The organism is Citrobacter sp. Cm046 (assembly GCF_030333065.1).
Classification (GTDB): Bacteria; Pseudomonadota; Gammaproteobacteria; order Enterobacterales; family Enterobacteriaceae; genus Citrobacter; species Citrobacter murliniae.
Map to the genome: position 1 here is coordinate 90,765 of NZ_JAOWGP010000046.1, position 21,334 is coordinate 112,098.

General features: G+C 50.9%; 21 protein-coding genes and 1 tRNA gene. 11 read left to right on the plus strand and 11 right to left on the minus strand.

The window, feature by feature from the left end; translation table 11 throughout:
• The first annotated feature begins 21 nt into the window (after nucleotides 1-21).
• Nucleotides 22-1,668, plus strand: coding sequence for a chaperonin GroEL (gene groL, locus OGX98_RS21680; protein WP_045438854.1), 1,647 nt, complete (start codon nucleotides 22-24; stop codon nucleotides 1,666-1,668).
• Between the two features lie 252 nt (nucleotides 1,669-1,920).
• Entirely contained in the window at nucleotides 1,921-2,274 is a 354-nt protein-coding gene (locus OGX98_RS21685; protein WP_045438856.1) for a DUF4156 domain-containing protein, read from the plus strand.
• Between the two features lie 99 nt (nucleotides 2,275-2,373).
• Here OGX98_RS21685 and epmB read toward each other — a convergent pair whose 3' ends face one another.
• Complete coding sequence (gene epmB / locus OGX98_RS21690; RefSeq protein ID WP_045438859.1) at nucleotides 2,374-3,402, minus strand: EF-P beta-lysylation protein EpmB; 1,029 nt, start codon at nucleotides 3,400-3,402, stop codon at nucleotides 2,374-2,376.
• Nucleotides 3,403-3,443: 41 nt separating this feature from the next.
• Here epmB and efp point away from each other — a divergent pair, with 41 nt between their 5' ends.
• The 3 genes from efp (at nucleotide 3,444) to ecnB (ending at nucleotide 4,456) form a co-directional block, all read left to right on the plus strand.
• Entirely contained in the window at nucleotides 3,444-4,010 is a 567-nt protein-coding gene (gene efp, locus OGX98_RS21695; protein WP_005120972.1) for an elongation factor P, read from the plus strand.
• A 57-nt stretch (nucleotides 4,011-4,067) separates the two neighbouring features.
• The gene (gene ecnA, locus OGX98_RS21700) at nucleotides 4,068-4,202 is read left to right on the plus strand and encodes a lipoprotein antitoxin entericidin A (protein WP_045438864.1); all 135 of its coding nucleotides are present in this window, start codon (nucleotides 4,068-4,070) and stop codon (nucleotides 4,200-4,202) included.
• A 107-nt stretch (nucleotides 4,203-4,309) separates the two neighbouring features.
• Nucleotides 4,310-4,456 (plus strand): lipoprotein toxin entericidin B, encoded by a 147-nt coding sequence (gene ecnB / locus OGX98_RS21705; RefSeq protein ID WP_003025482.1) that lies wholly within the window; start codon nucleotides 4,310-4,312, stop codon nucleotides 4,454-4,456.
• A 30-nt stretch (nucleotides 4,457-4,486) separates the two neighbouring features.
• On the opposite strand, the gene OGX98_RS21710 is transcribed toward ecnB, so the two are convergent.
• Nucleotides 4,487-5,086 (minus strand): helix-turn-helix transcriptional regulator, encoded by a 600-nt coding sequence (locus tag OGX98_RS21710; protein WP_045438869.1) that lies wholly within the window; start codon nucleotides 5,084-5,086, stop codon nucleotides 4,487-4,489.
• 256 nt (nucleotides 5,087-5,342) lie between these two features.
• Between OGX98_RS21710 and sugE the strand changes: the two genes are divergently transcribed.
• A complete protein-coding gene (gene sugE, locus OGX98_RS21715) occupies nucleotides 5,343-5,660 on the plus strand; it encodes a quaternary ammonium compound efflux SMR transporter SugE (RefSeq protein WP_045438872.1) in 318 nt (105 codons plus the stop codon).
• Here sugE and OGX98_RS21720 read toward each other — a convergent pair.
• Both OGX98_RS21720 and blaCMY read right to left on the minus strand, forming a co-directional pair.
• The gene (locus tag OGX98_RS21720) at nucleotides 5,657-6,190 is read right to left on the minus strand and encodes a lipocalin family protein (protein ID WP_045438873.1); all 534 of its coding nucleotides are present in this window, start codon (nucleotides 6,188-6,190) and stop codon (nucleotides 5,657-5,659) included. The two genes, sugE and OGX98_RS21720, sit on opposite strands and share 4 nt — an antisense overlap.
• Nucleotides 6,191-6,284: 94 nt before the next feature.
• Nucleotides 6,285-7,430, minus strand: coding sequence for a CMY-2 family class C beta-lactamase (blaCMY, locus tag OGX98_RS21725; RefSeq protein WP_225760384.1), 1,146 nt, complete (start codon nucleotides 7,428-7,430; stop codon nucleotides 6,285-6,287).
• A gap of 134 nt (nucleotides 7,431-7,564) precedes the next feature.
• Here blaCMY and ampR point away from each other — a divergent pair, with 134 nt between their 5' ends.
• Nucleotides 7,565-8,437, plus strand: a complete 873-nt coding sequence (gene ampR, locus OGX98_RS21730) for a LysR family transcriptional regulator AmpR (RefSeq protein WP_404842350.1) — start codon at nucleotides 7,565-7,567, stop codon at nucleotides 8,435-8,437.
• 41 nt (nucleotides 8,438-8,478) lie between these two features.
• Here the strand turns inward: ampR and frdD are convergent, their stop codons facing one another.
• The 4 genes from frdD to frdA are packed head-to-tail and all read right to left on the minus strand — an operon-like array spanning nucleotide 8,479 to nucleotide 11,772.
• Nucleotides 8,479-8,838, minus strand: a complete 360-nt coding sequence (gene frdD / locus OGX98_RS21735) for a fumarate reductase subunit FrdD (protein ID WP_045438887.1) — start codon at nucleotides 8,836-8,838, stop codon at nucleotides 8,479-8,481.
• Nucleotides 8,839-8,848: 10 nt separating this feature from the next.
• On the minus strand, nucleotides 8,849-9,244 hold the full coding sequence (gene frdC, locus OGX98_RS21740; protein ID WP_045438890.1) for a fumarate reductase subunit FrdC: 396 nt from the start codon (nucleotides 9,242-9,244) through the stop codon (nucleotides 8,849-8,851).
• A gap of 10 nt (nucleotides 9,245-9,254) precedes the next feature.
• Complete coding sequence (gene frdB / locus OGX98_RS21745; RefSeq protein ID WP_045438893.1) at nucleotides 9,255-9,989, minus strand: fumarate reductase iron-sulfur protein; 735 nt, start codon at nucleotides 9,987-9,989, stop codon at nucleotides 9,255-9,257.
• On the minus strand, nucleotides 9,982-11,772 hold the full coding sequence (gene frdA, locus OGX98_RS21750) for a fumarate reductase (quinol) flavoprotein subunit (RefSeq protein WP_045438896.1): 1,791 nt from the start codon (nucleotides 11,770-11,772) through the stop codon (nucleotides 9,982-9,984). Before frdA ends, frdB begins: the two co-directional genes overlap by 8 nt.
• 324 nt (nucleotides 11,773-12,096) lie before the next feature.
• On the opposite strand from frdA, the gene epmA reads away from it, so the two are divergent.
• Both epmA and yjeM read left to right on the plus strand, forming a co-directional pair.
• Nucleotides 12,097-13,074 carry an elongation factor P--(R)-beta-lysine ligase gene (epmA, locus tag OGX98_RS21755; RefSeq protein WP_045438899.1) on the plus strand — a complete coding sequence of 326 codons (978 nt, stop codon included), beginning with the start codon at nucleotides 12,097-12,099 and terminating at the stop codon, nucleotides 13,072-13,074.
• 221 nt (nucleotides 13,075-13,295) lie between these two features.
• On the plus strand, nucleotides 13,296-14,798 hold the full coding sequence (gene yjeM, locus OGX98_RS21760; RefSeq protein WP_045438901.1) for a glutamate/gamma-aminobutyrate family transporter YjeM: 1,503 nt from the start codon (nucleotides 13,296-13,298) through the stop codon (nucleotides 14,796-14,798).
• Nucleotides 14,799-14,847: 49 nt separating this feature from the next.
• Here yjeM and mscM read toward each other — a convergent pair whose 3' ends face one another.
• The 3 genes from mscM to rsgA all read right to left on the minus strand — a co-directional run bounded on the left by mscM (nucleotide 14,848) and on the right by rsgA (nucleotide 20,293).
• The gene (mscM, locus tag OGX98_RS21765) at nucleotides 14,848-18,162 is read right to left on the minus strand and encodes a miniconductance mechanosensitive channel MscM (RefSeq protein WP_136345329.1); all 3,315 of its coding nucleotides are present in this window, start codon (nucleotides 18,160-18,162) and stop codon (nucleotides 14,848-14,850) included.
• A gap of 17 nt (nucleotides 18,163-18,179) precedes the next feature.
• A complete protein-coding gene (gene asd, locus OGX98_RS21770; protein ID WP_045438907.1) occupies nucleotides 18,180-19,148 on the minus strand; it encodes an archaetidylserine decarboxylase in 969 nt (322 codons plus the stop codon).
• A 92-nt stretch (nucleotides 19,149-19,240) separates the two neighbouring features.
• Nucleotides 19,241-20,293 (minus strand): small ribosomal subunit biogenesis GTPase RsgA, encoded by a 1,053-nt coding sequence (gene rsgA / locus OGX98_RS21775; RefSeq protein ID WP_190284551.1) that lies wholly within the window; start codon nucleotides 20,291-20,293, stop codon nucleotides 19,241-19,243.
• Between the two features lie 218 nt (nucleotides 20,294-20,511).
• On the opposite strand from rsgA, the gene orn reads away from it, so the two are divergent.
• Both orn and OGX98_RS21785 read left to right on the plus strand, forming a co-directional pair.
• Nucleotides 20,512-21,057 carry an oligoribonuclease gene (orn, locus tag OGX98_RS21780; protein ID WP_048222334.1) on the plus strand — a complete coding sequence of 182 codons (546 nt, stop codon included), beginning with the start codon at nucleotides 20,512-20,514 and terminating at the stop codon, nucleotides 21,055-21,057.
• A gap of 199 nt (nucleotides 21,058-21,256) precedes the next feature.
• A tRNA-Gly gene (locus tag OGX98_RS21785) sits at nucleotides 21,257-21,332 on the plus strand.
• Nucleotides 21,333-21,334: the final 2 nt, after the last annotated feature.

Sequence of the window (21,334 nt, forward strand, 5' to 3'; positions counted from 1 at the left end):
CGAATTTAAGGGAAAGAGAAAATGGCAGCTAAAGACGTAAAATTCGGTAACGACGCTCGTGTGAAAATGCTGCGCGGCGTAAACGTACTGGCAGACGCAGTGAAAGTTACCCTCGGCCCGAAAGGTCGTAACGTAGTTCTGGATAAATCTTTCGGTGCACCAACCATTACTAAAGATGGTGTTTCTGTAGCACGTGAAATCGAGCTGGAAGACAAGTTCGAAAACATGGGCGCACAGATGGTGAAAGAAGTTGCCTCTAAAGCGAACGACGCTGCAGGCGACGGTACCACCACCGCGACCGTTCTGGCTCAGTCTATCATCACTGAAGGCCTGAAAGCTGTTGCTGCGGGTATGAACCCGATGGATCTGAAACGTGGTATCGACAAAGCTGTTGCTGCTGCGGTTGAAGAGCTGAAAGCACTGTCCGTACCGTGCTCCGACTCTAAAGCTATTGCTCAGGTTGGTACTATTTCCGCTAACTCCGACGAAACCGTAGGTAAGCTGATCGCAGAAGCGATGGATAAAGTCGGTAAAGAAGGCGTGATCACCGTTGAAGACGGTACCGGTCTGCAGGACGAACTGGACGTGGTTGAAGGTATGCAGTTTGACCGCGGCTACCTGTCCCCTTACTTCATCAACAAGCCGGAAACAGGTGCTGTAGAGCTGGAAAGCCCGTTCATCCTGCTGGCTGATAAGAAAATCTCCAACATCCGCGAAATGCTGCCGGTTCTGGAAGCCGTTGCTAAAGCTGGCAAACCGCTGCTGATCATCGCTGAAGATGTTGAAGGCGAAGCACTGGCTACGCTGGTTGTGAACACCATGCGTGGTATCGTGAAAGTGGCTGCAGTTAAAGCTCCTGGCTTCGGCGATCGCCGTAAAGCGATGCTGCAGGATATCGCTACTCTGACTGGTGGTACCGTTATCTCTGAAGAGATCGGTATGGAACTGGAAAAAGCGACCCTGGAAGACCTGGGCCAGGCAAAACGCGTTGTGATCAACAAAGACACCACCACCATCATTGATGGCGTGGGTGAAGAAGCGGCAATCCAGGGTCGTGTGACTCAGATTCGTCAGCAGATCGAAGAAGCAACTTCCGACTACGACCGTGAAAAACTGCAGGAGCGCGTAGCGAAACTGGCAGGCGGTGTTGCAGTTATCAAAGTAGGTGCTGCTACCGAAGTTGAAATGAAAGAGAAGAAAGCACGCGTTGAAGATGCCCTGCACGCTACCCGTGCTGCGGTAGAAGAAGGTGTTGTTGCTGGTGGTGGTGTAGCGCTGATTCGCGTAGCGTCCAAACTGAGCGAACTGCGTGGCCAGAACGAAGACCAGAACGTGGGTATCAAAGTTGCGCTGCGCGCAATGGAAGCTCCGCTGCGTCAGATCGTTCTGAACTGCGGTGAAGAGCCGTCTGTTGTGGCTAACACTGTGAAAGCAGGCGACGGTAACTACGGTTATAACGCTGCAACTGAAGAATACGGCAACATGATCGACATGGGTATCCTGGATCCGACCAAAGTAACCCGTTCTGCTCTGCAGTACGCGGCTTCTGTTGCGGGTCTGATGATCACCACCGAGTGCATGGTTACCGACCTGCCGAAAGGCGATGCGCCTGACTTAGGTGCTGCTGGTGGAATGGGCGGCATGGGTGGAATGGGCGGCATGATGTAATTGCCCACACCCTGCATCCTTCAGGTTGCAGATGTGTTGGCTGCGTTTGCTAACCCCTGTTGCTTACTCTAGTAAGCTCCCGGGGATAAACAAACTTGCCGCCTTGCTGCAACCAGAATGATTTGGGTGTTCATCTCCCATAAAAGAAAAACCCCCAGACAGAAATGTCCGGGGGTTTTTCTTTTGGTCATCTTTTTAGTATATGATTCAGCTACGGACAAAAGGTCCAGCTCATTGATTATGGGGAATAACATGCACGTGAAATATTTAGCAGGGATCGTTGGTGCCGCGCTACTGATGGCGGGTTGTAGCTCCAGCAACGAACTGAGTTCAGCCGGACAAAGCGTACGCTTTGTCGAAGAGAAGCCTGGCGCGGAGTGTCAACTGGTTGGTACTGCGACCGGTAAACAAAGCAACTGGCTTTCTGGTCAGCATGGCGAAGAAGGTGGCTCTATGCGCGGTGCGGCAAATGACCTGCGTAATCAGGCTGCGGCAATGGGCGGTAACGTGATTTATGGTGTCAGCAGCCCATCGCAAGGGATGCTATCCAGTTTTGTCCCGACTGCCAGTGAGATGATTGGTCAGGTTTATAAGTGCCCTAACTGATAAACGCTGGCGTTGCCGGATGGCGACGCTAAAGCGTCTTATCAGGCCTACAGGTGCAAGTGACCGTAGGCCTGATAAGCGTAGCCTCGACGGGTATTATCAGTTTTGTCGTAATTGCAAATCCAGCGGTGTCTTGCTTGGCTCCCCGCCAATTTCGCGTGCCAGTTTGGGCACCATATAACCTGACACCAGCGTCAACAGTTCGCGCATTATTTGCCGCGCTTCATCGTCACTGACTATAAAGTGGGCAGCTCCCTGTACCTTATCCAGTACGTGCAGATAATAAGGCATCACTCCCGCATCAAACAGCGCATTGCTGAGATCGGCCAGCGTTTGCGCGTTATCATTTACACCACGCAACAATACGCTTTGGTTGAGCAGCGTGACGTTCGCTTTGCGCAATCGGGTCATCGCCTGACGAAATTCTTCATCGATTTCGTTAGCGTGGTTAATATGATTTACCAGCAGAACTTGCAGACGTGATTGTTCGAACCGGGTTGCCAGCTTTTCCGTGATACGTGCCGGGATAACAATCGGCAGACGGCTGTGAATACGCAGACGTTTTATATGCGAAATGGCTTCCAGTTGCGTTAGCAACCAGTCCAGTTCATGATCCTTGGCCATTAGCGGATCGCCACCAGAAAAGATAATTTCATCGAGTTCCGGGTGGGTGGCTATGTAATCTAATGCGACCTGCCAGTTACGCTTATTCCCTTGATTATCGGCATAAGGGAAATGGCGACGGAAACAGTAACGGCAGTTTACCGCGCAGCCGCCTTTTACCAGCAGTAACGCCCGATTGCGGTATTTATGCAGCAATCCTGGCACGACGCTGTGCTGTTCATCCAGCGGGTCAGTAGAGAATCCAGGTGCGGCGACGAATTCATCCTGTGAGGTGAGTACCTGACGCAGCAGGGGATCGTTGGGGTTACCTTTCTCCATACGAGCGATAAACGATCGCGGTACGCGTAGAGCAAAAAGACGTTTTGCCTCGCGACCTGCGAGCAAGTTTTCATCAGCGTCTATATTCAAAAGACGTAATAGTTCATCCGGATCGGTGAGAACATCGGCAAGTTGTACTAACCAATCTTCTCTGGATGGGGTGTTTAGGGTTACAATATGCGCCATTTTGTGGCTTAGCTACCAGTTAACAATTTTCAGAGGGCCTTATGGCGACTTACTATAGCAACGATTTTCGTGCCGGTCTTAAAATCATGATGGACGGCGAACCTTATGCGGTTGAAGCCAGTGAATTCGTTAAACCGGGTAAAGGCCAGGCTTTCGCGCGCGTTAAGCTGCGCCGTCTGCTGACCGGTACTCGTGTAGAGAAAACTTTCAAATCTACTGACTCCGCTGAAGGCGCAGACGTTGTAGATATGAACCTGACTTACCTGTACAACGATGGTGAATTCTACCATTTCATGAACAACTCTACTTTCGAACAGCTTGCAGCTGACGCGAAAGCGGTAGGTGACAGCGCTAAATGGTTGCTGGATCAGGCTGAGTGCATCGTGACCCTGTGGAATGGTCAGCCTATCTCTGTGACCCCGCCGAACTTCGTTGAGCTGGAAATCATCGAAACTGATCCAGGTCTGAAAGGCGACACCGCAGGTACTGGTGGCAAACCGGCTACTCTGTCCACTGGTGCTGTAGTTAAAGTTCCGCTGTTCGTACAGATCGGCGAAGTGATCAAAGTGGATACGCGTTCAGGCGAATACGTTTCCCGCGTTAAGTAATACATCCTATTTGATCTATGGCGCAGATTGCTGCGCCATACTTTTTCCAGGGCAGGAATGATGAAACGTCTTCTCGGTCTTGTAATGTTCATCCTTTTCACCAGCACTCTCCTGACGGGCTGTAACACTGCGCGTGGCTTCGGTGAAGATATCAAACACCTTGGTAATTCAATCTCTCACGCCGCTAGCTGATCTTCTCATATTGTCTTAAAAACGCCCGTTTATCCGTCAACCTTTCGGATCTTGTCTATCATTAAGTAGCTATACACAAACAATATTGGCTAGAAAAGGAAGACGTTATGGTTAAAAAGACAATTGCTGCGATCTTTTCTGTGTTGGTACTTTCTTCTGTATTAACCGCGTGTAATACCACGCGAGGCGTAGGGCAGGATATTTCTGAAGGTGGTAGTGCCATTTCTGGTGCAGCGACCAAAGCCCAGCAATAACCATGAACGGTACGACGTTGTGTCGTACCGTTAATTCATTTTCTCCGGCAGTGACAGAAACGGTGAGAAACGGTTTCCCAAATGCAGTTTCATTCGGATATTGCGTTTATAGGTGTAGACCGTCTTGCCATGAATACAAAGTGCTGCTGCTATCTCATTGTTACCCACGCCATCCATCCACATCGACAATACTTTTTCCTCCTGCGGCGTAAGCAATGGTGTAACGTTTTTTGCTGTCTCTAACGTGGGGCGAACATGTAATGCATCCTGAATGTTGTCTGACAATTCGGCCAGCGTGGCGCGTTTGGATAATACCGAGTGGACTGAATATTGAGGGTTGTGGGCGGGTATGTGCTCTCGATCTCCTGGTCGCAGCAGGATCAGGGGGATCATGCCACAACTCATAAAAAAAGGTGCTATCGGCGGACTGGAATGAGCATCGCTGAGAAAACTGTATAAATCGGCGATCACCAGATGTGGCTTCCACTGCAAAATATGCTCTTTTGCCAGCAGGAGATTATTAATTCCTGACACCAGAAATGAAGAGTTGAACATCCCAGAATGATTGAGCAAAGCCTCTAACCCTGTACGGGTGTAGTGGCATCGGTCAATCACTAAAATTTTAAGCATAAACTTTTCGCATTCAGAAGAGGGGCACACGGCTTCCTGAATTCAGAAAGCCCTTCATCATAGAGAAATCCAATGTGAGCCAAATGCGGGAACTACGCTGCTAATTGTGCTTAATTCTTGCTTTAAGTAGGCGGTTAATAAAAAGGTTGAAATTCATTTTCTCTCGGGCAAAAATGCCTTTTCATACTTCTGCTTTGCAGGACGGCCTGCAAACGCTTCTTTCACCGGGGACGGCCCCATTGTTCTGGAGCCTTATATGTCCTGGATCATTTTACTCATTGCTGGACTGCTCGAAGTTGTATGGGCGATTGGCTTGAAGTATACCCATAGTTTTACCCGCCTGACGCCGAGCATCATTACCGTGGTGGCAATGATCGTCAGTATCGCCATGCTTTCGTGGGCGATGAGAACACTGCCGGTTGGGACGGCCTATGCCGTCTGGACCGGTATTGGTGCGGTGGGGGCTGCTATTACCGGTATTCTGTTACTCGGTGAATCCGCCAGCCCGGCGCGTTTGTTGAGTCTTGGGTTGATTGTTGCCGGAATTGTTGGTCTGAAGCTCAGCACCCATTAAGCGCCAGGTTGTTTTACCCAAATCAGTTTATTCACATCGAACCCTTCTCGGGTTGCGATTGCCAGCATCTGCTGTTTCATCTCATCTGAAATAGTAGGGGTACGCGAAAGGATCCACAGGTAGTCGCGATCCGGACCACAGACCAGCGCATGCCGATACTCTCTGTCGAGAGCAATTACGTTATACCCTCCGTAAAACGGGCCGAAGAATGAGACTTTGAGTGCGGCACGTGAAGGTTCCCCGGTAAAATAAGCTTTACCTTCCGTTTTTTGCCACATACCCCGGTCTGCGTTGTAGCCCTTGTTGATCACGTTGATACCACCATCATCACGCAAACTGTAGGTCGCGGTGACTTTATCCAGCCCTCGCTCAAAACGATGGTCGAAGCGCGCGATTTCATACCAGGTTCCGAGATAGCGTTTGGCATCAAAGTTGTTCACAACGGTAACGCCTTTTGGCGGAGTGGGGGTACTGCAAGCAACAACCAGAAATGCAGCCGCGACCGCAGCAACGACAGGCAGAATGCGCATGGGATTTTCCTTGCTGTATTTTTTGTTAAGTGTAGATGACGGCAGGAAAAGTAGAGGAAGAAAGGAGGCCCGAAGATTCGGACCTCAAACTCAGTTATTGCAGCTTTTCGAGGATGCGCCAGGCAGCATCTACGCGGGCAGGGTTAGGATAACTTTTGTTTGCCAGCATCACGATGCCAAGATTTTTTTCCGGGATGAAGGCAACATAGCTACCAAATCCGCCAGTCGAACCCGTTTTATGTACCCACGAGGCTTTTACTACAGGTGCGGGTGGGTTTACCTCAACGGCCGGAAGCGCAGCCAAAGCGACTTTGCTGTCGCTGCCGTTGATAACTATGTCGGCTTTCACTGGCCAGTTCAGCATCTCCCAGCCTAACCCCTGGTACATCTCGCCAATACGCCAGTAACGTGACTGCGCAAGCTCGATGCCCTGTTGGAGGGTTTTCTCCTGCACGTGGCTGGCGTCCATATTGACCTGAACCCAGCGAGCCATATCCATAATACTGGATTTTACACCATACGCTTCGGCATCAAGTTGACCCGGAGAAACATGCACGGGCTTGCCTTCGCGATAGCCCCATGCGTAATCCTTTTGCTCACTCTGAGGAACAGTAATCCAGGTATGCTTTAGTTTTAATGGTTGTAGGATGCGGTTGATCATCGCCTCTTCATAACCCATTCCCGAAGGTTTTACAGCCAGTGCGCCAAACAGGCCAATACTGGAGTTGGCGTAGAGACGCTTAGCTCCCGGAGCCCATTGTGGCTGCCAGTTTTGATAGAAGTGCAGCAATGCGGCCTTATCAGTCACTTCGTCGGGTATTTGAAGCGGCAGGCCACCTGCTGTGTAAGTGGCCAGGTGCAGCAAGCTGATACCCTGCCACTGTTTGCCTGTCAGTTCGGGCCAGTATCGGGTGACTGGATCGTTAAGTTTGATTTCACCGCGAGCGATAGCGTCGCCACCCAGCACACCATTGAAGGTTTTACTGACCGATCCGAGTTCAAACAGCGTTTGCTGTGTAACAGGGCGATTATTGGCAATATCAGCTTTACCCCAGGTAAAATAATACGGTTTTCCCTGGTAGATGATTGCCACGGCCATACCCGGAATCGCTTGTTCTTTCATCAGTGGTGTGATGGTGCGATTAACGATATCGGTAATCTGTTGTTCTGTTTTCGAGGCGGCAAGCGTTGAGAAAGATGCTGTCAGTAGCAGCACACAGCATAACGATTTTTTCATCATGAAATTATTTCCGTAATAAAAAGCGAAAGGGTGTCCGGGCCCATCAGACGCGCTCAGTTTGTTTGATTTGTACTGTGTTGACAAACGGTGAAATTTAGCAGCAGATATAAGTTTTTCTAACGGGAACAATGACCATGCGTAGCTATATCCCGCTTAATTCGCTGCGGGCTTTTGAAGCGGCCGCCAGACATCTCAGTTTTACCCGCGCAGCGATTGAGCTGAATGTTACGCATTCCGCCATCAGCCAGCATGTGAAAGCGCTGGAGAAACAACTAAATTGTCAGCTTTTTGTTCGAGTTTCACGGGGGTTGATGCTGACAACAGAAGGTGAAAGTCTGTTACCTGTACTTAATGACTCTTTTGATCGTATTGCGGGGACGCTGGACCGTTTTGCCCGCAATCAGATCCAGGAAAAGCTTAAGATTGGTGTGGTGGGTACCTTTGCGGTTGGCTGCCTTTTTCCTTTACTGGCCGATTTTAAGCGGAGTTGCCCGCATATTGATTTGCATCTTTCCACCCACAATAATCGCGTGGATCCTGCCGCTGAGGGACTGGATTACACTATTCGCTACGGTGGTGGTGCCTGGCACGATACTGATGCGCAATACTTATGTAGTGCCCCGATGTCTCCGCTTTGCTCACCTGCATTGGCATCTCAGATTCAGGTCCCTACGGATGTCCTGAAATTTCCGCTATTACGATCTTACCGCCGTGATGAATGGGCCCTTTGGATGCAGGCTGCGGGGGAACTTCCCCCTTCACCAACGCATAACGTGATAGTGTTTGATTCGTCTGTCACGATGCTGGAAGCGGCGCAGGCAGGGATGGGCGTTGCTATTGCCCCCGTAAGAATGTTCACTCATTTGCTGAACAGTGAACGTATAGTACAGCCGTTTTCAACGCAGATTGATCTGGGGAGTTACTGGATAACGCGTTTACAATCCCGCCCGGAGACGCCTGCCATGTGCGAGTTTTCCCGTTGGTTAACCGGTGTTGTGCACAAATAAAAAGGCCCGCCAGTGGCGGGCCTGGTAAGTCACGCATGCGATTAGATAGTCAGAATACCGATCGCTGTTACTACCGTCAGGATTGCAGCCAGACCGTAGAATACCCACTTGCCAGCTGGCACGTGGATTTTCAGGTCATGCATGGCATGGTGCATACGGTGTAAACCGCACCACAGCGGCAGAACGATCATCAGGAACAGAAATGCCCGTCCGATGAAGCTCTGGGCAAATGCCAGCACGCGCTCATAGCTCAGCGCATCGCCCGGGAAAAGTCCCAGCGGCAGCATAATGCCAACCAGCAGAACCACTACCGGCGCAATGATTGCGCCCCACATACCACCTGCACCGAACAGGCCCCAAAATACGGGTTCGTCAGAGCGTTTTGGATTTGGATTAATCATCCCGGACTCCTTACCAGTACAGGGCAACATACAGAATGACTACGGTCGCAACCGCAGTAACTACCCAGAGACCTTTGATGATCGGCTCTGGCCCCATTTTTTCGTCTTTTACGATGATGTTGGCAGCTTTCGGTGCCAGTTCAAACCAGGTTTTGGTATGCAACAGCGCTGCTGCCAGAACAACCAGATTGAGGATCACCACTACCGGGTTTTGCAAAAAGCCGACAAAGCCCATCCAGGATTCAGCACCATGCTTGAGAGCAAACAGACCGAAAATCAGTTCAATACTGAACCAGACTGCCGGAACCGCTGTACCTTCGCGCAGCATGTAAAAGCGATAAAATGGCAGCTTTTTCCACCAGGTGGACGTCATTGGCCGCACATAGGGTTTGCGTTTAGTCGTCATCTTGCACTCCTTAGCGTGGTTTCAGGGTTGCGATAAGAAAGTCTTTTGAACTTTCTACTTTACCCTGCTGAATGGCCGCAGCCGGATCGACGTGTTTCGGGCAGACTTCGGAGCAATAGCCCACGAAAGTACAGGTCCAAACGCCGTTCGGGCTGTTCAACTGAGCCATACGCTCCTTCTTACCGTGGTCGCGGCTATCTTCGTTATAACGATGTGCCAGCGTAATCGCGGCCGGTCCAATGAACTCAGGGTTCAGGCCGAACTGCGGGCACGCTGCGTAGCACAGACCACAGTTGATGCAACCGGAGAACTGATGATACTTCGCCATCTGCGCCGGAGTCTGGGTGTTTGGACCCTGATCCGGTGTACGCGGGTTACCAATGATGTACGGCTTGATAGCTTCCAGACTTTCGATAAAGTGCGTCATATCGACGACCAGATCGCGTTCAATCGGGAAGTTAGCCAGCGCTTCAATCTTCATGCCGTTGGTGTATTCACGCAGGAAGGTTTTGCACGCCAGTTTAGGCACGTTGTTGACCATCATGCCGCAGGAGCCGCAGATAGCCATACGGCAAGACCAGCGATAGCTCAGGTCCGGTGCCAGGTTATCTTTGATGTAGTTCAACGCATCCAGCAGTGACGTTGTTTCATCATAAGGAACTTCATAGAAAGCACTGTGCGGTGCGGTGTCCACTTCCGGGTTATAGCGCACCACCTCAACTTTCAGGTTTTTCATCTCAGCCATTCGCCTTCTCCTTCTTATCGGCTGCTTCCGCTTCGCCACCGTACATACGTTTAGCTGGCGGCAGAGTGGTGATTTTCACGTCGCTGTATTCCAGGCGAGTTGTGCCATCAGCATCGCGGAAGGCGAGGGTATGTTTAAGGAAGTTGACGTCGTCACGCTCGGTGCAGCCTTCATCCAGACGCTGATGCGCGCCGCGTGATTCTTTACGCGCCAGAGCAGAGTGCGCCATACATTCAGCAACGTTCAGACCGTGACCCAGTTCGATGGTGTACAGCAGGTCAGTGTTGAAGACGCTGGAAGTGTCGGTGATACGTACGCGTTTGAAGCGTTCCTGCAGTTCAGCCAGCTTATCAACGGTTTTCTGCATGAGTTCTGGTGTACGGTAGATACCGCAACCTTCTTCCATGGAGATGCCCATTTCGTCGCGGATCTTCGACCAGTTCTCGTTACCTTCCTGGTTAACCAGATCTTTCAGACGTTGTTCAACGGAGGCAACCTGCGCATTCAGTGCTGCATCGTTAGCGGTGCTCGCTGTAGACGCACGTTCCATCGCTTGTTCACCGGCCAGACGACCAAAGACCACCAGTTCAGCCAGGGAGTTAGAGCCCAGACGGTTAGCACCATGCAGACCTACAGATGAACATTCACCGACAGCGAACAGACCTTTAATGCGAGTTTCGCAGTTCTGATCGGTTTCGATACCGCCCATGGTGTAGTGTGCGGTCGGACGTACCGGGATCGGTTCTTTAACCGGATCGACACCCACGTAGGCTTTCGCCAGTTCGCAGATAAACGGTAAGCGTTCGAGCAGTTTTTTCTCGCCGAGGTGACGCAGGTCGAGGTGAACGACATCGCCACGCGGAGTGGAGATGGTGTTGCCTTTGCGCCATTCATGCCAGAAAGCCTGAGAAACTTTGTCGCGCGGACCCAGTTCCATATATTTGTTCTTCGGCTCACCCAGCGGAGTTTCCGGGCCCATGCCGTAGTCCTGCAGATAACGGTAGCCATCTTTGTTGACCAGAATACCGCCTTCACCACGGCAGCCTTCGGTCATCAGGATACCGGATCCTGGCAGACCAGTCGGGTGATACTGAACGAACTCCATATCGCGCAGCGGAACGCCGTGGTTCAGCGCCATACCCATACCGTCACCAGTTACGATGCCGCCGTTGGTGTTGTAACGGTATACACGGCCTGCGCCGCCCGTTGCCATCACCACTGCGTTAGCACGGATTTGTACCAGAGTGCCTTCCATCATGTTCATGGCAACCAGGCCGCGAACATGACCGTCATCAACCAGGATATCCAGAACGAAATGTTCGTCAAAACGCTGAATTTGAGGGAACTGCAAAGAAGTTTGGAACAGAGTATGCAGCATATGGAAGCCGGTTTTATCCGCGGCAAACCAGGTACGCTCAATTTTCATGCCGCCGAAGCGACGTACGTTGACGCTACCGTCTTCACGGCGGCTCCATGGGCAACCCCATTGTTCCAGTTGCGTCATTTCAGTTGGGCAGTGGTGGACAAAGTAATCCACGACATCCTGCTCACACAGCCAGTCTCCGCCTGCTACCGTATCGTGAAAATGGTAGTCAAAGCTGTCATGATCCTGCGCGACAGCAGCAGAGCCGCCTTCGGCAGCAACGGTATGGCTGCGCATTGGGTACACTTTTGAGATCAGTGCGATTTTAGCGTTGGGATTTGCTTGCGCAGCAGCAATTGCAGCACGTAATCCCGCGCCACCGGCGCCTATAATGGCAAGATCGGCTTGAAAGGTTTGCACGACATTCCTCCAGATTGTTGTTATTTCATCCCTGCCTGCAATCAGATGCTTAATCTGATTCAGACAGGTTATGAACGCGTTTCCACTGCTCCTTTATAGGTACAATAGTATAGTCTTAGGGATGTGAGGGAAATTTGACGTGTTCGATTTTTTTAGCGTATCAGAGGGCTGAATTATCATTGAATTTGATTAATTTAATTACTAAACCACCCAATGTTGCTTTTTTTACCCGCCAGCCAGTGTTTATTATTCCCGCGTGAAATTTGTCTCGCTAACGCGATACGAGTAGACTTCGTGCCCTTGTCTTAAATCGGAGAAATAACCATGAGCGAAACGGCAACCTGGCAGCCGAGCGCGTCCATCCCCAATCTGTTAAAACGAGCTGCAATTATAGCGGAGATTCGTCGCTTTTTTGCCGATCGTGGCGTGCTTGAGGTTGAGACACCTTGTATGAGTCAGGCGACGGTTACGGACATTCACCTGTTCCCGTTCGAAACGCGTTTCGTTGGCCCTGGACATTCTCAGGGGATGAACCTCTATTTAATGACCAGCCCAGAATACCATATGAAGCGCCTGCTGGTGGCAGGATGCGGCCCGGTATATCAACTGTGCAGAAGCTTTCGTAATGAAGAGATGGGACGTCATCACAACCCTGAATTCACCATGCTCGAGTGGTATCGTCCCCATTACGACATGTATCGCCTGATGAATGAAGTGGATGATTTACTCCAGCAAGTGCTGGATTGTTCCCCTGCGGAAAGCCTCTCATACCAGCAAGCCTTCCAGCGTCATCTGGAAATCGATCCACTGTCAGCGGATAAGACGCAACTGCGTGAAGTGGCGGCTAAATTGGATCTCAGCAACATCGCTGATACCGAAGAAGACCGGGATACCCTGTTACAGTTGCTGTTTACGATGGGTGTTGAGCCACATATTGGGAAAGACAAACCGGCGTTTGTGTATCACTTCCCGGCCAGCCAGGCATCGCTGGCACAAATTAGTACCGAAGATCACCGCGTTGCTGAACGTTTTGAGGTTTACTACAAGGGTATTGAACTGGCGAATGGTTTCCATGAGCTGACCGATGCGCGTGAGCAGCAGCAACGCTTCGAGCAAGATAATCGCAAACGTGCCGCTCGTGGCTTGCCGCAGCAGCCAATCGACAACAACCTGCTTGAAGCGCTCAAGGTCGGTATGCCGGATTGTTCCGGTGTGGCGCTTGGGGTTGATCGTCTGGTGATGCTGGCGCTGGGTGCTGATAGCCTGGCCGATGTTATCGCCTTTACCGTCGATAGGGCGTGAATCTGAAAATCTCCCCGCAGTAAAATAAATGGCGCGTAATGCGCCATTTCGTAGCTTTTTTTTTCAATTTTATCTTTATAGACACAGTTTAAATCTGGATATTTGCCGTTATTCAGGTATCAATTCTGGTTTGATTTTTTGATGGCTGACCTCCGCCTGGAGGACAGTGTAAACATGTGGACGCGGTTTAACCTGCGCGTTCCAGAGTAAGGGATAGTTTAATGACCCAAACAATAAAGAAGATGAGCCTGTCAGGCCTCATCCTTATGATATTCACGTCAGTTTTCGGATTTGCAAATAGCCCTTCAGCTTTTTATTTAATGGGTTATAGCGCCATTCCATGGTATGTATTTTCTGCATTATTATTCTTTATTCCATTTGCCTTAATGATGGCGGAAATGGGATCTGCCTATCGTAAAGAAGAAGGGGGGATCTATTCGTGGATGAATAATAGCGTTGGACCGCGCTATGCGTTTATCGGTACGTTTATGTGGTTCTCCTCTTATGTGATTTGGATGGTGAGCACCGCGGCAAAAGTCTGGGTGCCTTTTTCCACCTTTTTATTCGGCGCAGATATGACGCAGCAATGGCGTATCGCGGGACTTGAGCCAACGCAGGTTGTTGGGTTGCTCGCCGTAGGCTGGATGATTTTGGTGACGGGTGTCGCTTCCAAAGGTATTAATAAAATTGCCCGTATTACGGCTGTGGGCGGAATTGCCGTAATGTGTCTTAATTTAGTTTTGTTGTTAGCGAGTATCGCTATTTTGTTATTAACAGGTGGTCACTTTGCGCAGGATATTAATTTTGTCTCCTCACCTAATCCGGGATATCAGTCCGGTCTGGCCATGTTGTCATTTGTTGTATTTGCTATTTTTGCTTATGGTGGAATTGAAGCTGTGGGTGGGCTGGTTGATAAAACGGATAAACCAGAAAAGAATTTTGCAAAAGGAATTGTTTTTGCCGCAATAGTGATTTCAATTGGTTATTCGCTGGCCATATTTTTATGGGGCGTTAGCACCAACTGGCAGCAGGTATTAAGTAATAGCTCGGTTAACCTTGGCAATATTACTTATATCCTGATGAAAAGTCTGGGGGTGACATTGGGTAATGCATTGCATTTGTCTCCTGAATCTGCGATGACCATGGGCATTTGGTTTGCGCGTATCACTGGGCTTTCCATGTTCCTCGCTTATACCGGTGCTTTCTTTACGCTCAGCTACTCGCCATTGAAAGCAATTATTCAGGGAACGCCAAAAGCATTGTGGCCTGCGCCAATGACGAAGCTCAATACCATGGGTATGCCGACGATGGCAATGTGGATGCAATGTCTGCTGGTGAGCCTGTTTATTCTGTTGGTTTCATTTGGTGGCGATACTGCTTCCGCGTTTTATAACAAACTGACGCTGATGGCGAACGTATCAATGACGTTGCCGTATCTGTTCCTTGCACTGGCTTTCCCTTTCTTTAAATCCCGTGAGGGGCTGGAAAGGCCGTTTGTGATTTTTAAAACCCGGGCCGCAACGTTGCTGGCAACGAGCGTGGTGGTGCTGGTGGTAACATTTGCCAACGTGTTTACCATCATCCAGCCAGTGATTGAAGCCGGAGACTGGAACAGCGCGCTGTGGATGATAGGTGGCCCGATATTCTTCTCACTGCTGGCCATGGCGATTTATCAGAACTACAGTCGTCGCATGGCCTGTGAGCCAGAGTGGGCGGCTGAGTAATCATCTTGCCGGATAGACGCGTTAGCGCTGCCATCCGGCAAGACACCCATTACAAGCTTCCAGCCGGACGACTGCCTCTGCCCGCAGAACTTAACGTTCTCCCTGTTTGCTTACCATTCAGGCTTTCCAGACGCATCTGGAATGGTGGGAATGGCATATCAATGCCATGCTCACGGAAGCCCGCCAGAATCAACTGATGGATCTCATGGCGCAATGGCATGCGGTGTCCCATTTCTGCGGCATAGATACGCAATTCGAAGATCTGAATCCCTTGCTGAAGATCAACCAGGAAGACTTCCGGTGCCGGGGTGTCGATAACCAGCGAACAGCGATGCGCGGCGGTAAGCAGGATTTGCGTGACCTCCTCGCTGTTGGCCTCCGACGGTGCCGGAATAGTTAACACCACACGAGTGACCGAGTCGGATAGCGACCAGTTGATGAACTGTTCGGTGATGAACGCTTTGTTGGGCACGATGATTTCTTTACGGTCCCAGTCGCTGATTGTGGTGGCGCGGGTGTTAATTTTCGTCACGCTACCGGTAAGATCGCGAATTGTCACCGTATCGCCAATGCGGATGGGTTTTTCAAACAGGATGATCAGGCCGGAAATAAAGTTGGCGAAGATCTCCTGCAAACCGAAACCCAACCCCACACCGAGCGCGGCAACCAGCCATTGCAGTTTGGACCACTCAATACCAATCATTGAGAAGCCAACCAGGCCACCAATCAGCATCAGCAGGTATTTGGTAATGGTGGTGATGGCATAACCCGTGCCGGGTGTTAAATCCAGATGCTGTAACAGTGCCAACTCCAGCAGCGCGGGCAAGTTACGTACTAACTGAGTGGTGATGATAAACACCAGAATCGCAATTAATACCGCGCCCAGCGTTATCGGCTCTAAGCTTTCTACGCCTTGTACCGTGGAGGTGACATCCCATAATGAGATGTTCTCCAGGAAGCCGAAGGCAGAGTGAATTTCTGACCACAGCACGATAACCGAAAGCAGGGCGATCAGCATCAGGATAGAACGTACCAGGCGCAGTGATTGTGCGCTGATAGCGTCAAGATCCACTTCGCTTTCATCGACATCAATCGCCCCTTCAAGGCTGGTGGAGTGCGGCGGTTCTTCTTCACCACGTGCGCGTTGTGCCAGCATTTCTGCCCGTCGATGTTTGGCGCGATCGAATGCCAAACGGCGGCGCTGAATCAGCATCCAGCGGCGAATGACGTGATAAATCACCAACAATAAGAACCAGATAGCTACAGATGTTTCCAGACGAGCCAGCAGTGCTTGCGCCGTTGCCAGGTAGCCTACGGCAGCCGCGAGAATCGCAATGAGTGGTGCGCCCATCAGCATATTCCACAGCATACTGTTGACCATGTTGTCACCGTTGCCCTCTTTATCGAGATATAACGGTATTCCGGCGCGTTTCAGACTCAGGGTCACGAGCGCCAGTGCCCCACAAATCAAAATAAAGCACAGGCGCCCCAGAGAGGCGGAGAATTCCCGGTCATTGAGATTATCAAACATGATCACCGCCATGATGAGCGGGACAATCAGTCCGATACTCATCAGGTAATAGTGCATTGCCTTAGCGACACGGTTACGCGGCCAGCCAAAGTGGGCAATGAACAAACCGTTAGGGCGTGCGAAGGTAGCGCAAATCATCACTACCCACAGCATTGGTACCGTTGCGGTAACGCCATCGCCTATCGCGACGGCCAGAGGATAGGGCCAGGCTTCCTGCAAACCATAACCCAGAGTTGCCCACAGTACCGGCAATGGGGAAGCGACGAGTATCGACCAAAACACCGTGCGCAACGTCAGCCAAAAATGATCCTGGGTTACTTTTCCCACCCTCGCTGACGATCGTTCGAGAAAGCGAGTGAAGTGCTTACGCGAATAGAGGCTAAACCCAACCAACACCAGCGCTGCGAAAAGCGGCAGCAGCGTTTCCTTGCTGGTCAACATCATAATGCTGGCTTTGCCAAGCTGATTAAACGTGTCTAATGAGATAAGACGACGCAGATCCTGGACTAAGTCGACAGGCCAGGAAAGTGATATTGGGCTGACGTCAGACGTCCAGAACAGATAGCGGTGAGTTGCCTCATTGACCTCTTTCAGCGCATCTTCCAGTTGGCTGTTGGAGACCTTCAGCTTGGTCAATTCGAGGATCAGCGTATCGCCGCCCTGTAACAGGGAGTTCAGTAGTTCACGCTGAGTACGCAGTTGGGCGTTGAGGATACGCTCTTGCTCTGCGGTAAGTGGTTGTCCATCGGCCTGATGGATCTGGCGCAACTGCGGCTGTTTATTAAGGAGATCTTCATAGCGCATTCGGTGTACGCGAAGTTGCGCCATTTCTGTATCTAGCTGTTGAGGCTTAGGCATTTCTGGCAGGCGGGAGACTTGCGCGCGCAGGGCTTCTCCCAGCATATTCGAGGCACCAAGCCACTGTGACTGTTCCCGCAACGTATTTAATGCCTGTCGCACCTGCAGCGTTTGGCTGGTGGCCTGCCGCTGTTGAGAGGCGACCAGGTCCATACGCTGCGCCTGCTGGTTTAAGGCCTGAGACAGCTCACGGTTAACCTTGAACTGGTCAACAATGCCTTCTGGCAGCCCCGCACTGTTCTCTGCCAGTAGTTCGGTGCTTTCCAGCGCCCGCTCGGCTTCACGCTGACGCTGACTATTGAGTTGATTACGTAATGCCTGCAGGTACGCGTCGAGTTGTTGGCTCTGTTTTTCTGCCAGTTCGGAGCGCATGCGCGCCAGTTCCTGGCGGTTGTTCGCGGAAAGCTGTGCCAGTTCCAGCTCATCGACCTGGGCTTTGAGTTTGGCCGATTCAGCCTGCATCGCCTGATTCAGTGGAGAGTTGCTGCTGGCTGCCCCCAGACGTCGCTCAATATCATTTAACTGACGGCGCGCATCGGTTTGCTGTTGCGGAAGCTGGCTTAATGAGTCGGCGATTTCGCGTGCGCGATCTTGTTCCTGCTGGGCCTGGCGGCTTTTTTCCAACAACTGGCTGCTGACCTGGAGGATCTCCTGGTTTAACGCATCAGTAGTCAGGCCAGTCGGCACGCTGCGCGGTTCGTCACGCAGATTGCTAAGCTGCGCGCGTAACGTTGCGGACAGCTTGGGGAAGTTATCAATAACCTGCTGATACTGTTCGGCACGCTCAAGGGAGCCTTTACGCTCCTCAAGGGCATTCAGCGCGGACTGGAGCGCCTCAACGGCTTCTGGCTGAGCGGGCTTAGCCGCTTTGGCCTGCTCCAGTTCCTGAGTGATTTGTTTGGCATCGGGGGCCGTCGCAGCGTGCGCCCCCAGGCTGAGGCACCAGGCCATCAGTAAAGTGATAATCAGGCGCACAGCAGCGATTCCTATGTTTAACCTTCGTCTTTTTTGTCATCAACCAGCGGGCTGACGTCGTGTTCTGCTTCGATTTCTTCCTTCGGCAGTGGGTTAGGTTCAGCTTCTGGCGTTACGAAAGACTCGGTAGAAATTGCCATCGGTTGACCGATTTTAGTGACCGAAAGATCCTGCAACTGCTCAACCAGGTTAACTTTGCCTGGTGCAAACAGGTTAATAACGGTTGAACCGAGCTTAAAGCGGCCCATTTCCTGACCTTTTAGCAGCGCCACGGAACCTTCGCTTTCACCGGCAGGCCATGTCCAGCGTTTAATGACTCCTTCACGCGGCGGAGTAATGGTGCCGGCCCAAACCGTTTCAATACTACCGACGATGGTTGCGCCAACCAGAATCTGTACCATCGGGCCGAATTCAGTATCAAACAGACAAATAACGCGCTCGTTACGGGCAAACAGGTTCGGTACGTTTTGCGCGGTCAGGATATTTACTGAGAAAAGGTCGCCAGGCACATACAGCATTTCCCGCAGGATACCGTTACACGGCATATGTACGCGGTGGTAATCACGCGGCGAGAGGTAAGTGGTTACAAACGTACCATTGCGGAATTTGTCCGCCATCTGGTAGTTGCCTGCCAGCAGCGCTTCAAGGCTATAGCTATGCCCTTTGGCCTGCAGAAGTTTATCTTCTTCGATGTTTCCCAGTTGATTAATCACGCCATCAGCCGGCATGACCAGAACATTTGGATCGGTATTAATAGGGCGTACATCGTCACGTAATGGGCGGACAAAGAAGTCATTGAAGGTGCGATAGCTGGCGGTGTCCGGCTTTTGCGCCTCTGTCATATCGACCTTGTAATATTTCACGAACAGATCGATAACCAGCTTAGTTAGCCATCCTGCTCGTTTGCTCGCACCCCAACCCGCCAGGCGAGTGAGCCATAGTTTTGGCAGAATGTATTGTAGCGAAAGCTTAAATGAGTTTAACAAGGTAGCCTCCAGGCCATAATTTGTTCCTGATCCAGCGTGTGGGCCGGATCCTGAAAAAAAGGGGACGATTCTAGCGATGCTTAGCTTAGTTGTCAGTTGTCTGTATCAGAAAAGTTTTTACGCGTTTTTACCTGAGCCATGCTTTCGAGGATACGGTGATAATTCTCAAAGCGAACTTCGGCTATCGCCCCTTTCTCTACAGCTTCACGGATAGCGCAGCCTGGATCTGCATCATGTTTGCAGTCGCGGTATTTGCAATGGCCCAGGTAATCATGGAATTCGACAAAGCCGTGCGTGATTTGTTCCGGTTCAAGGTGCCACAGCCCAAACTCACGTACGCCGGGGGAGTCGATGACGTCACCGCCGTGCGGGAAGTGGTACAGGCGAGAAGCGGTAGTCGTGTGTTGTCCAAGGCCGGAGTTGTCGGAGACATCATTGGTCAGGATTTCTTCCTGCAGGCCAAGCAGGTTGTTGAGTAGGCTGGATTTACCTACGCCAGACTGACCGGCGAAAATGCTGATACGATCGGTCAATGCCTCTTCAAGCGGTTTCAGACCGTCTTTTGTGCGGCTTGATACCATCAATACGCGATAGCCAATATTGCGATAGATATCCATCTGCTCATTTACGAAAGCCATGCTTTCGTCGTCCAGCAGATCGATTTTGTTGAGTACGATAATTGGCTCAACCTGTAACGTTTCGCAGGCCACCAGATACCTGTCGATAATATTTAATGACAGTTCAGGTAAGATGGCTGAGACAATAACGATTTGGTCAATGTTGGCAGCAATGGGCTTCACGCCGTCATAAAAATCCGGGCGTGTGAGAACGGAAGTGCGCTCATGTACCGCTTCAACGATCCCTTTAACATTGACACCTTCGGCTGCCGTTTTACCCGGACGCCAGACCACGCGATCGCCGGTAACCAGCGAACGAATTGTACGGCGGATGTTGCAGCGGTGAATTTCACCATCAGCAGATTCCACGTCGGCATGCATACCAAAACGGCTGATAACAATGCCTTCAGCGGTTTCGCCAAACAAGTTGTCGTCGTAGTCGGGTTTCTCCGTGGACGTTTTAAGACGACGCTGGTGATTTGCGTTCACGCGGCGCTGTTGGCCTTTGGAGAGTTTATTTTTACTCAATCGTACTGGCTCCTGATCGCCCATTATGGGCAAAACATCTATGATACACGCAATTTTAGATGAATATATACGCTTCATCCTTCACGCTGCCCCAGCACTGGCTATGCTCAGAAACCCAGGCCACATAGTTTTCTATGCCCTCAGGGTTTCTTTCCTTGCCGCCTTGATGCAGCATGAATGGTTTCGCGTATCGTCACGTAAGAAGGGTGGAAAATAGCATGAGTGCCAATGAAAACAACCTGATTTGGATCGATCTGGAGATGACCGGTCTGGATCCCGAGCGCGATCGCATCATTGAGATCGCTACCCTGGTGACTGACGCCAATCTGAATATTCTGGCTGAAGGACCAACAATTGCGGTACATCAGTCTGATGAACAGCTGGCATTAATGGATGACTGGAACGTCAGAACGCATACAGGTAGTGGGTTGGTGGAGCGCGTAAAGGCGAGCACGATGGGTGATCGTGAAGCTGAGCTTGCGACGTTAGCATTTTTAAAAGAGTGGGTTCCGGAAGGGAAATCACCTATTTGCGGCAACAGTATCGGTCAGGATCGCCGCTTCCTGTTTAAATACATGCCGGAACTGGAAGCGTATTTCCATTATCGTTATCTGGACGTTAGTACTCTGAAAGAGCTGGCCCGTCGCTGGAAGCCAGAGATCCTTGATGGTTTAACAAAGCAGGGAACGCATCAGGCGATGGACGATATCCGCGAGTCGGTTGCTGAGCTTGCTTACTATCGCGAGCATTTTATTAAGCTTTGATTTCTATGCCCGGTGCGCTTGCGTAACCGGGTATTTGACGTTAAATTGTTCAGCTTGACTGTAAAGTAATCACTTGAACGGATTTTTAAAAAAAACGTATTCAGGGGGGTTGCAGCTAAACGGATTTCTCGTATAATGCGCCTCCCGTAACGACGCAGAAATGCGAATTACGACAGCAACAAATTTCATCGAAGATTGTGCGGGAATAGCTCAGTTGGTAGAGCACGACCTTGCCAAGGTCGGGGTCGCGAGTTCGAGTCTCGTTTCCCGCTCCAAA

Bases quoted from the DNA above. Each gene is read 5' to 3' on its own strand.
- frdC (WP_045438890.1), bottom strand. From the start codon at position 9,244: ATGACGACTAAACGCAAACCCTATGTGCGGCCAATGACGTCCACCTGG.
- frdD (WP_045438887.1), bottom strand. From the start codon at position 8,838: ATGATTAATCCAAATCCAAAACGCTCTGACGAACCCGTATTTTGGGGC.
- ampR (WP_404842350.1), top strand. From the start codon at position 7,565: ATGCGTAGCTATATCCCGCTTAATTCGCTGCGGGCTTTTGAAGCGGCC.
- blaCMY (WP_225760384.1), bottom strand. From the start codon at position 7,430: ATGATGAAAAAATCGTTATGCTGTGTGCTGCTACTGACAGCATCTTTC.
- OGX98_RS21720 (WP_045438873.1), bottom strand. From the start codon at position 6,190: ATGCGCATTCTGCCTGTCGTTGCTGCGGTCGCGGCTGCATTTCTGGTT.
- frdB (WP_045438893.1), bottom strand. From the start codon at position 9,989: ATGGCTGAGATGAAAAACCTGAAAGTTGAGGTGGTGCGCTATAACCCG.
- ecnA (WP_045438864.1), top strand. From the start codon at position 4,068: ATGATGAAACGTCTTCTCGGTCTTGTAATGTTCATCCTTTTCACCAGC.
- yjeM (WP_045438901.1), top strand. From the start codon at position 13,296: ATGACCCAAACAATAAAGAAGATGAGCCTGTCAGGCCTCATCCTTATG.
- efp (WP_005120972.1), top strand. From the start codon at position 3,444: ATGGCGACTTACTATAGCAACGATTTTCGTGCCGGTCTTAAAATCATG.
- orn (WP_048222334.1), top strand. From the start codon at position 20,512: ATGAGTGCCAATGAAAACAACCTGATTTGGATCGATCTGGAGATGACC.
- OGX98_RS21710 (WP_045438869.1), bottom strand. From the start codon at position 5,086: ATGCTTAAAATTTTAGTGATTGACCGATGCCACTACACCCGTACAGGG.
- sugE (WP_045438872.1), top strand. From the start codon at position 5,343: ATGTCCTGGATCATTTTACTCATTGCTGGACTGCTCGAAGTTGTATGG.
- OGX98_RS21685 (WP_045438856.1), top strand. From the start codon at position 1,921: ATGCACGTGAAATATTTAGCAGGGATCGTTGGTGCCGCGCTACTGATG.
- epmA (WP_045438899.1), top strand. From the start codon at position 12,097: ATGAGCGAAACGGCAACCTGGCAGCCGAGCGCGTCCATCCCCAATCTG.
- groL (WP_045438854.1), top strand. From the start codon at position 22: ATGGCAGCTAAAGACGTAAAATTCGGTAACGACGCTCGTGTGAAAATG.
- ecnB (WP_003025482.1), top strand. From the start codon at position 4,310: ATGGTTAAAAAGACAATTGCTGCGATCTTTTCTGTGTTGGTACTTTCT.
- epmB (WP_045438859.1), bottom strand. From the start codon at position 3,402: ATGGCGCATATTGTAACCCTAAACACCCCATCCAGAGAAGATTGGTTA.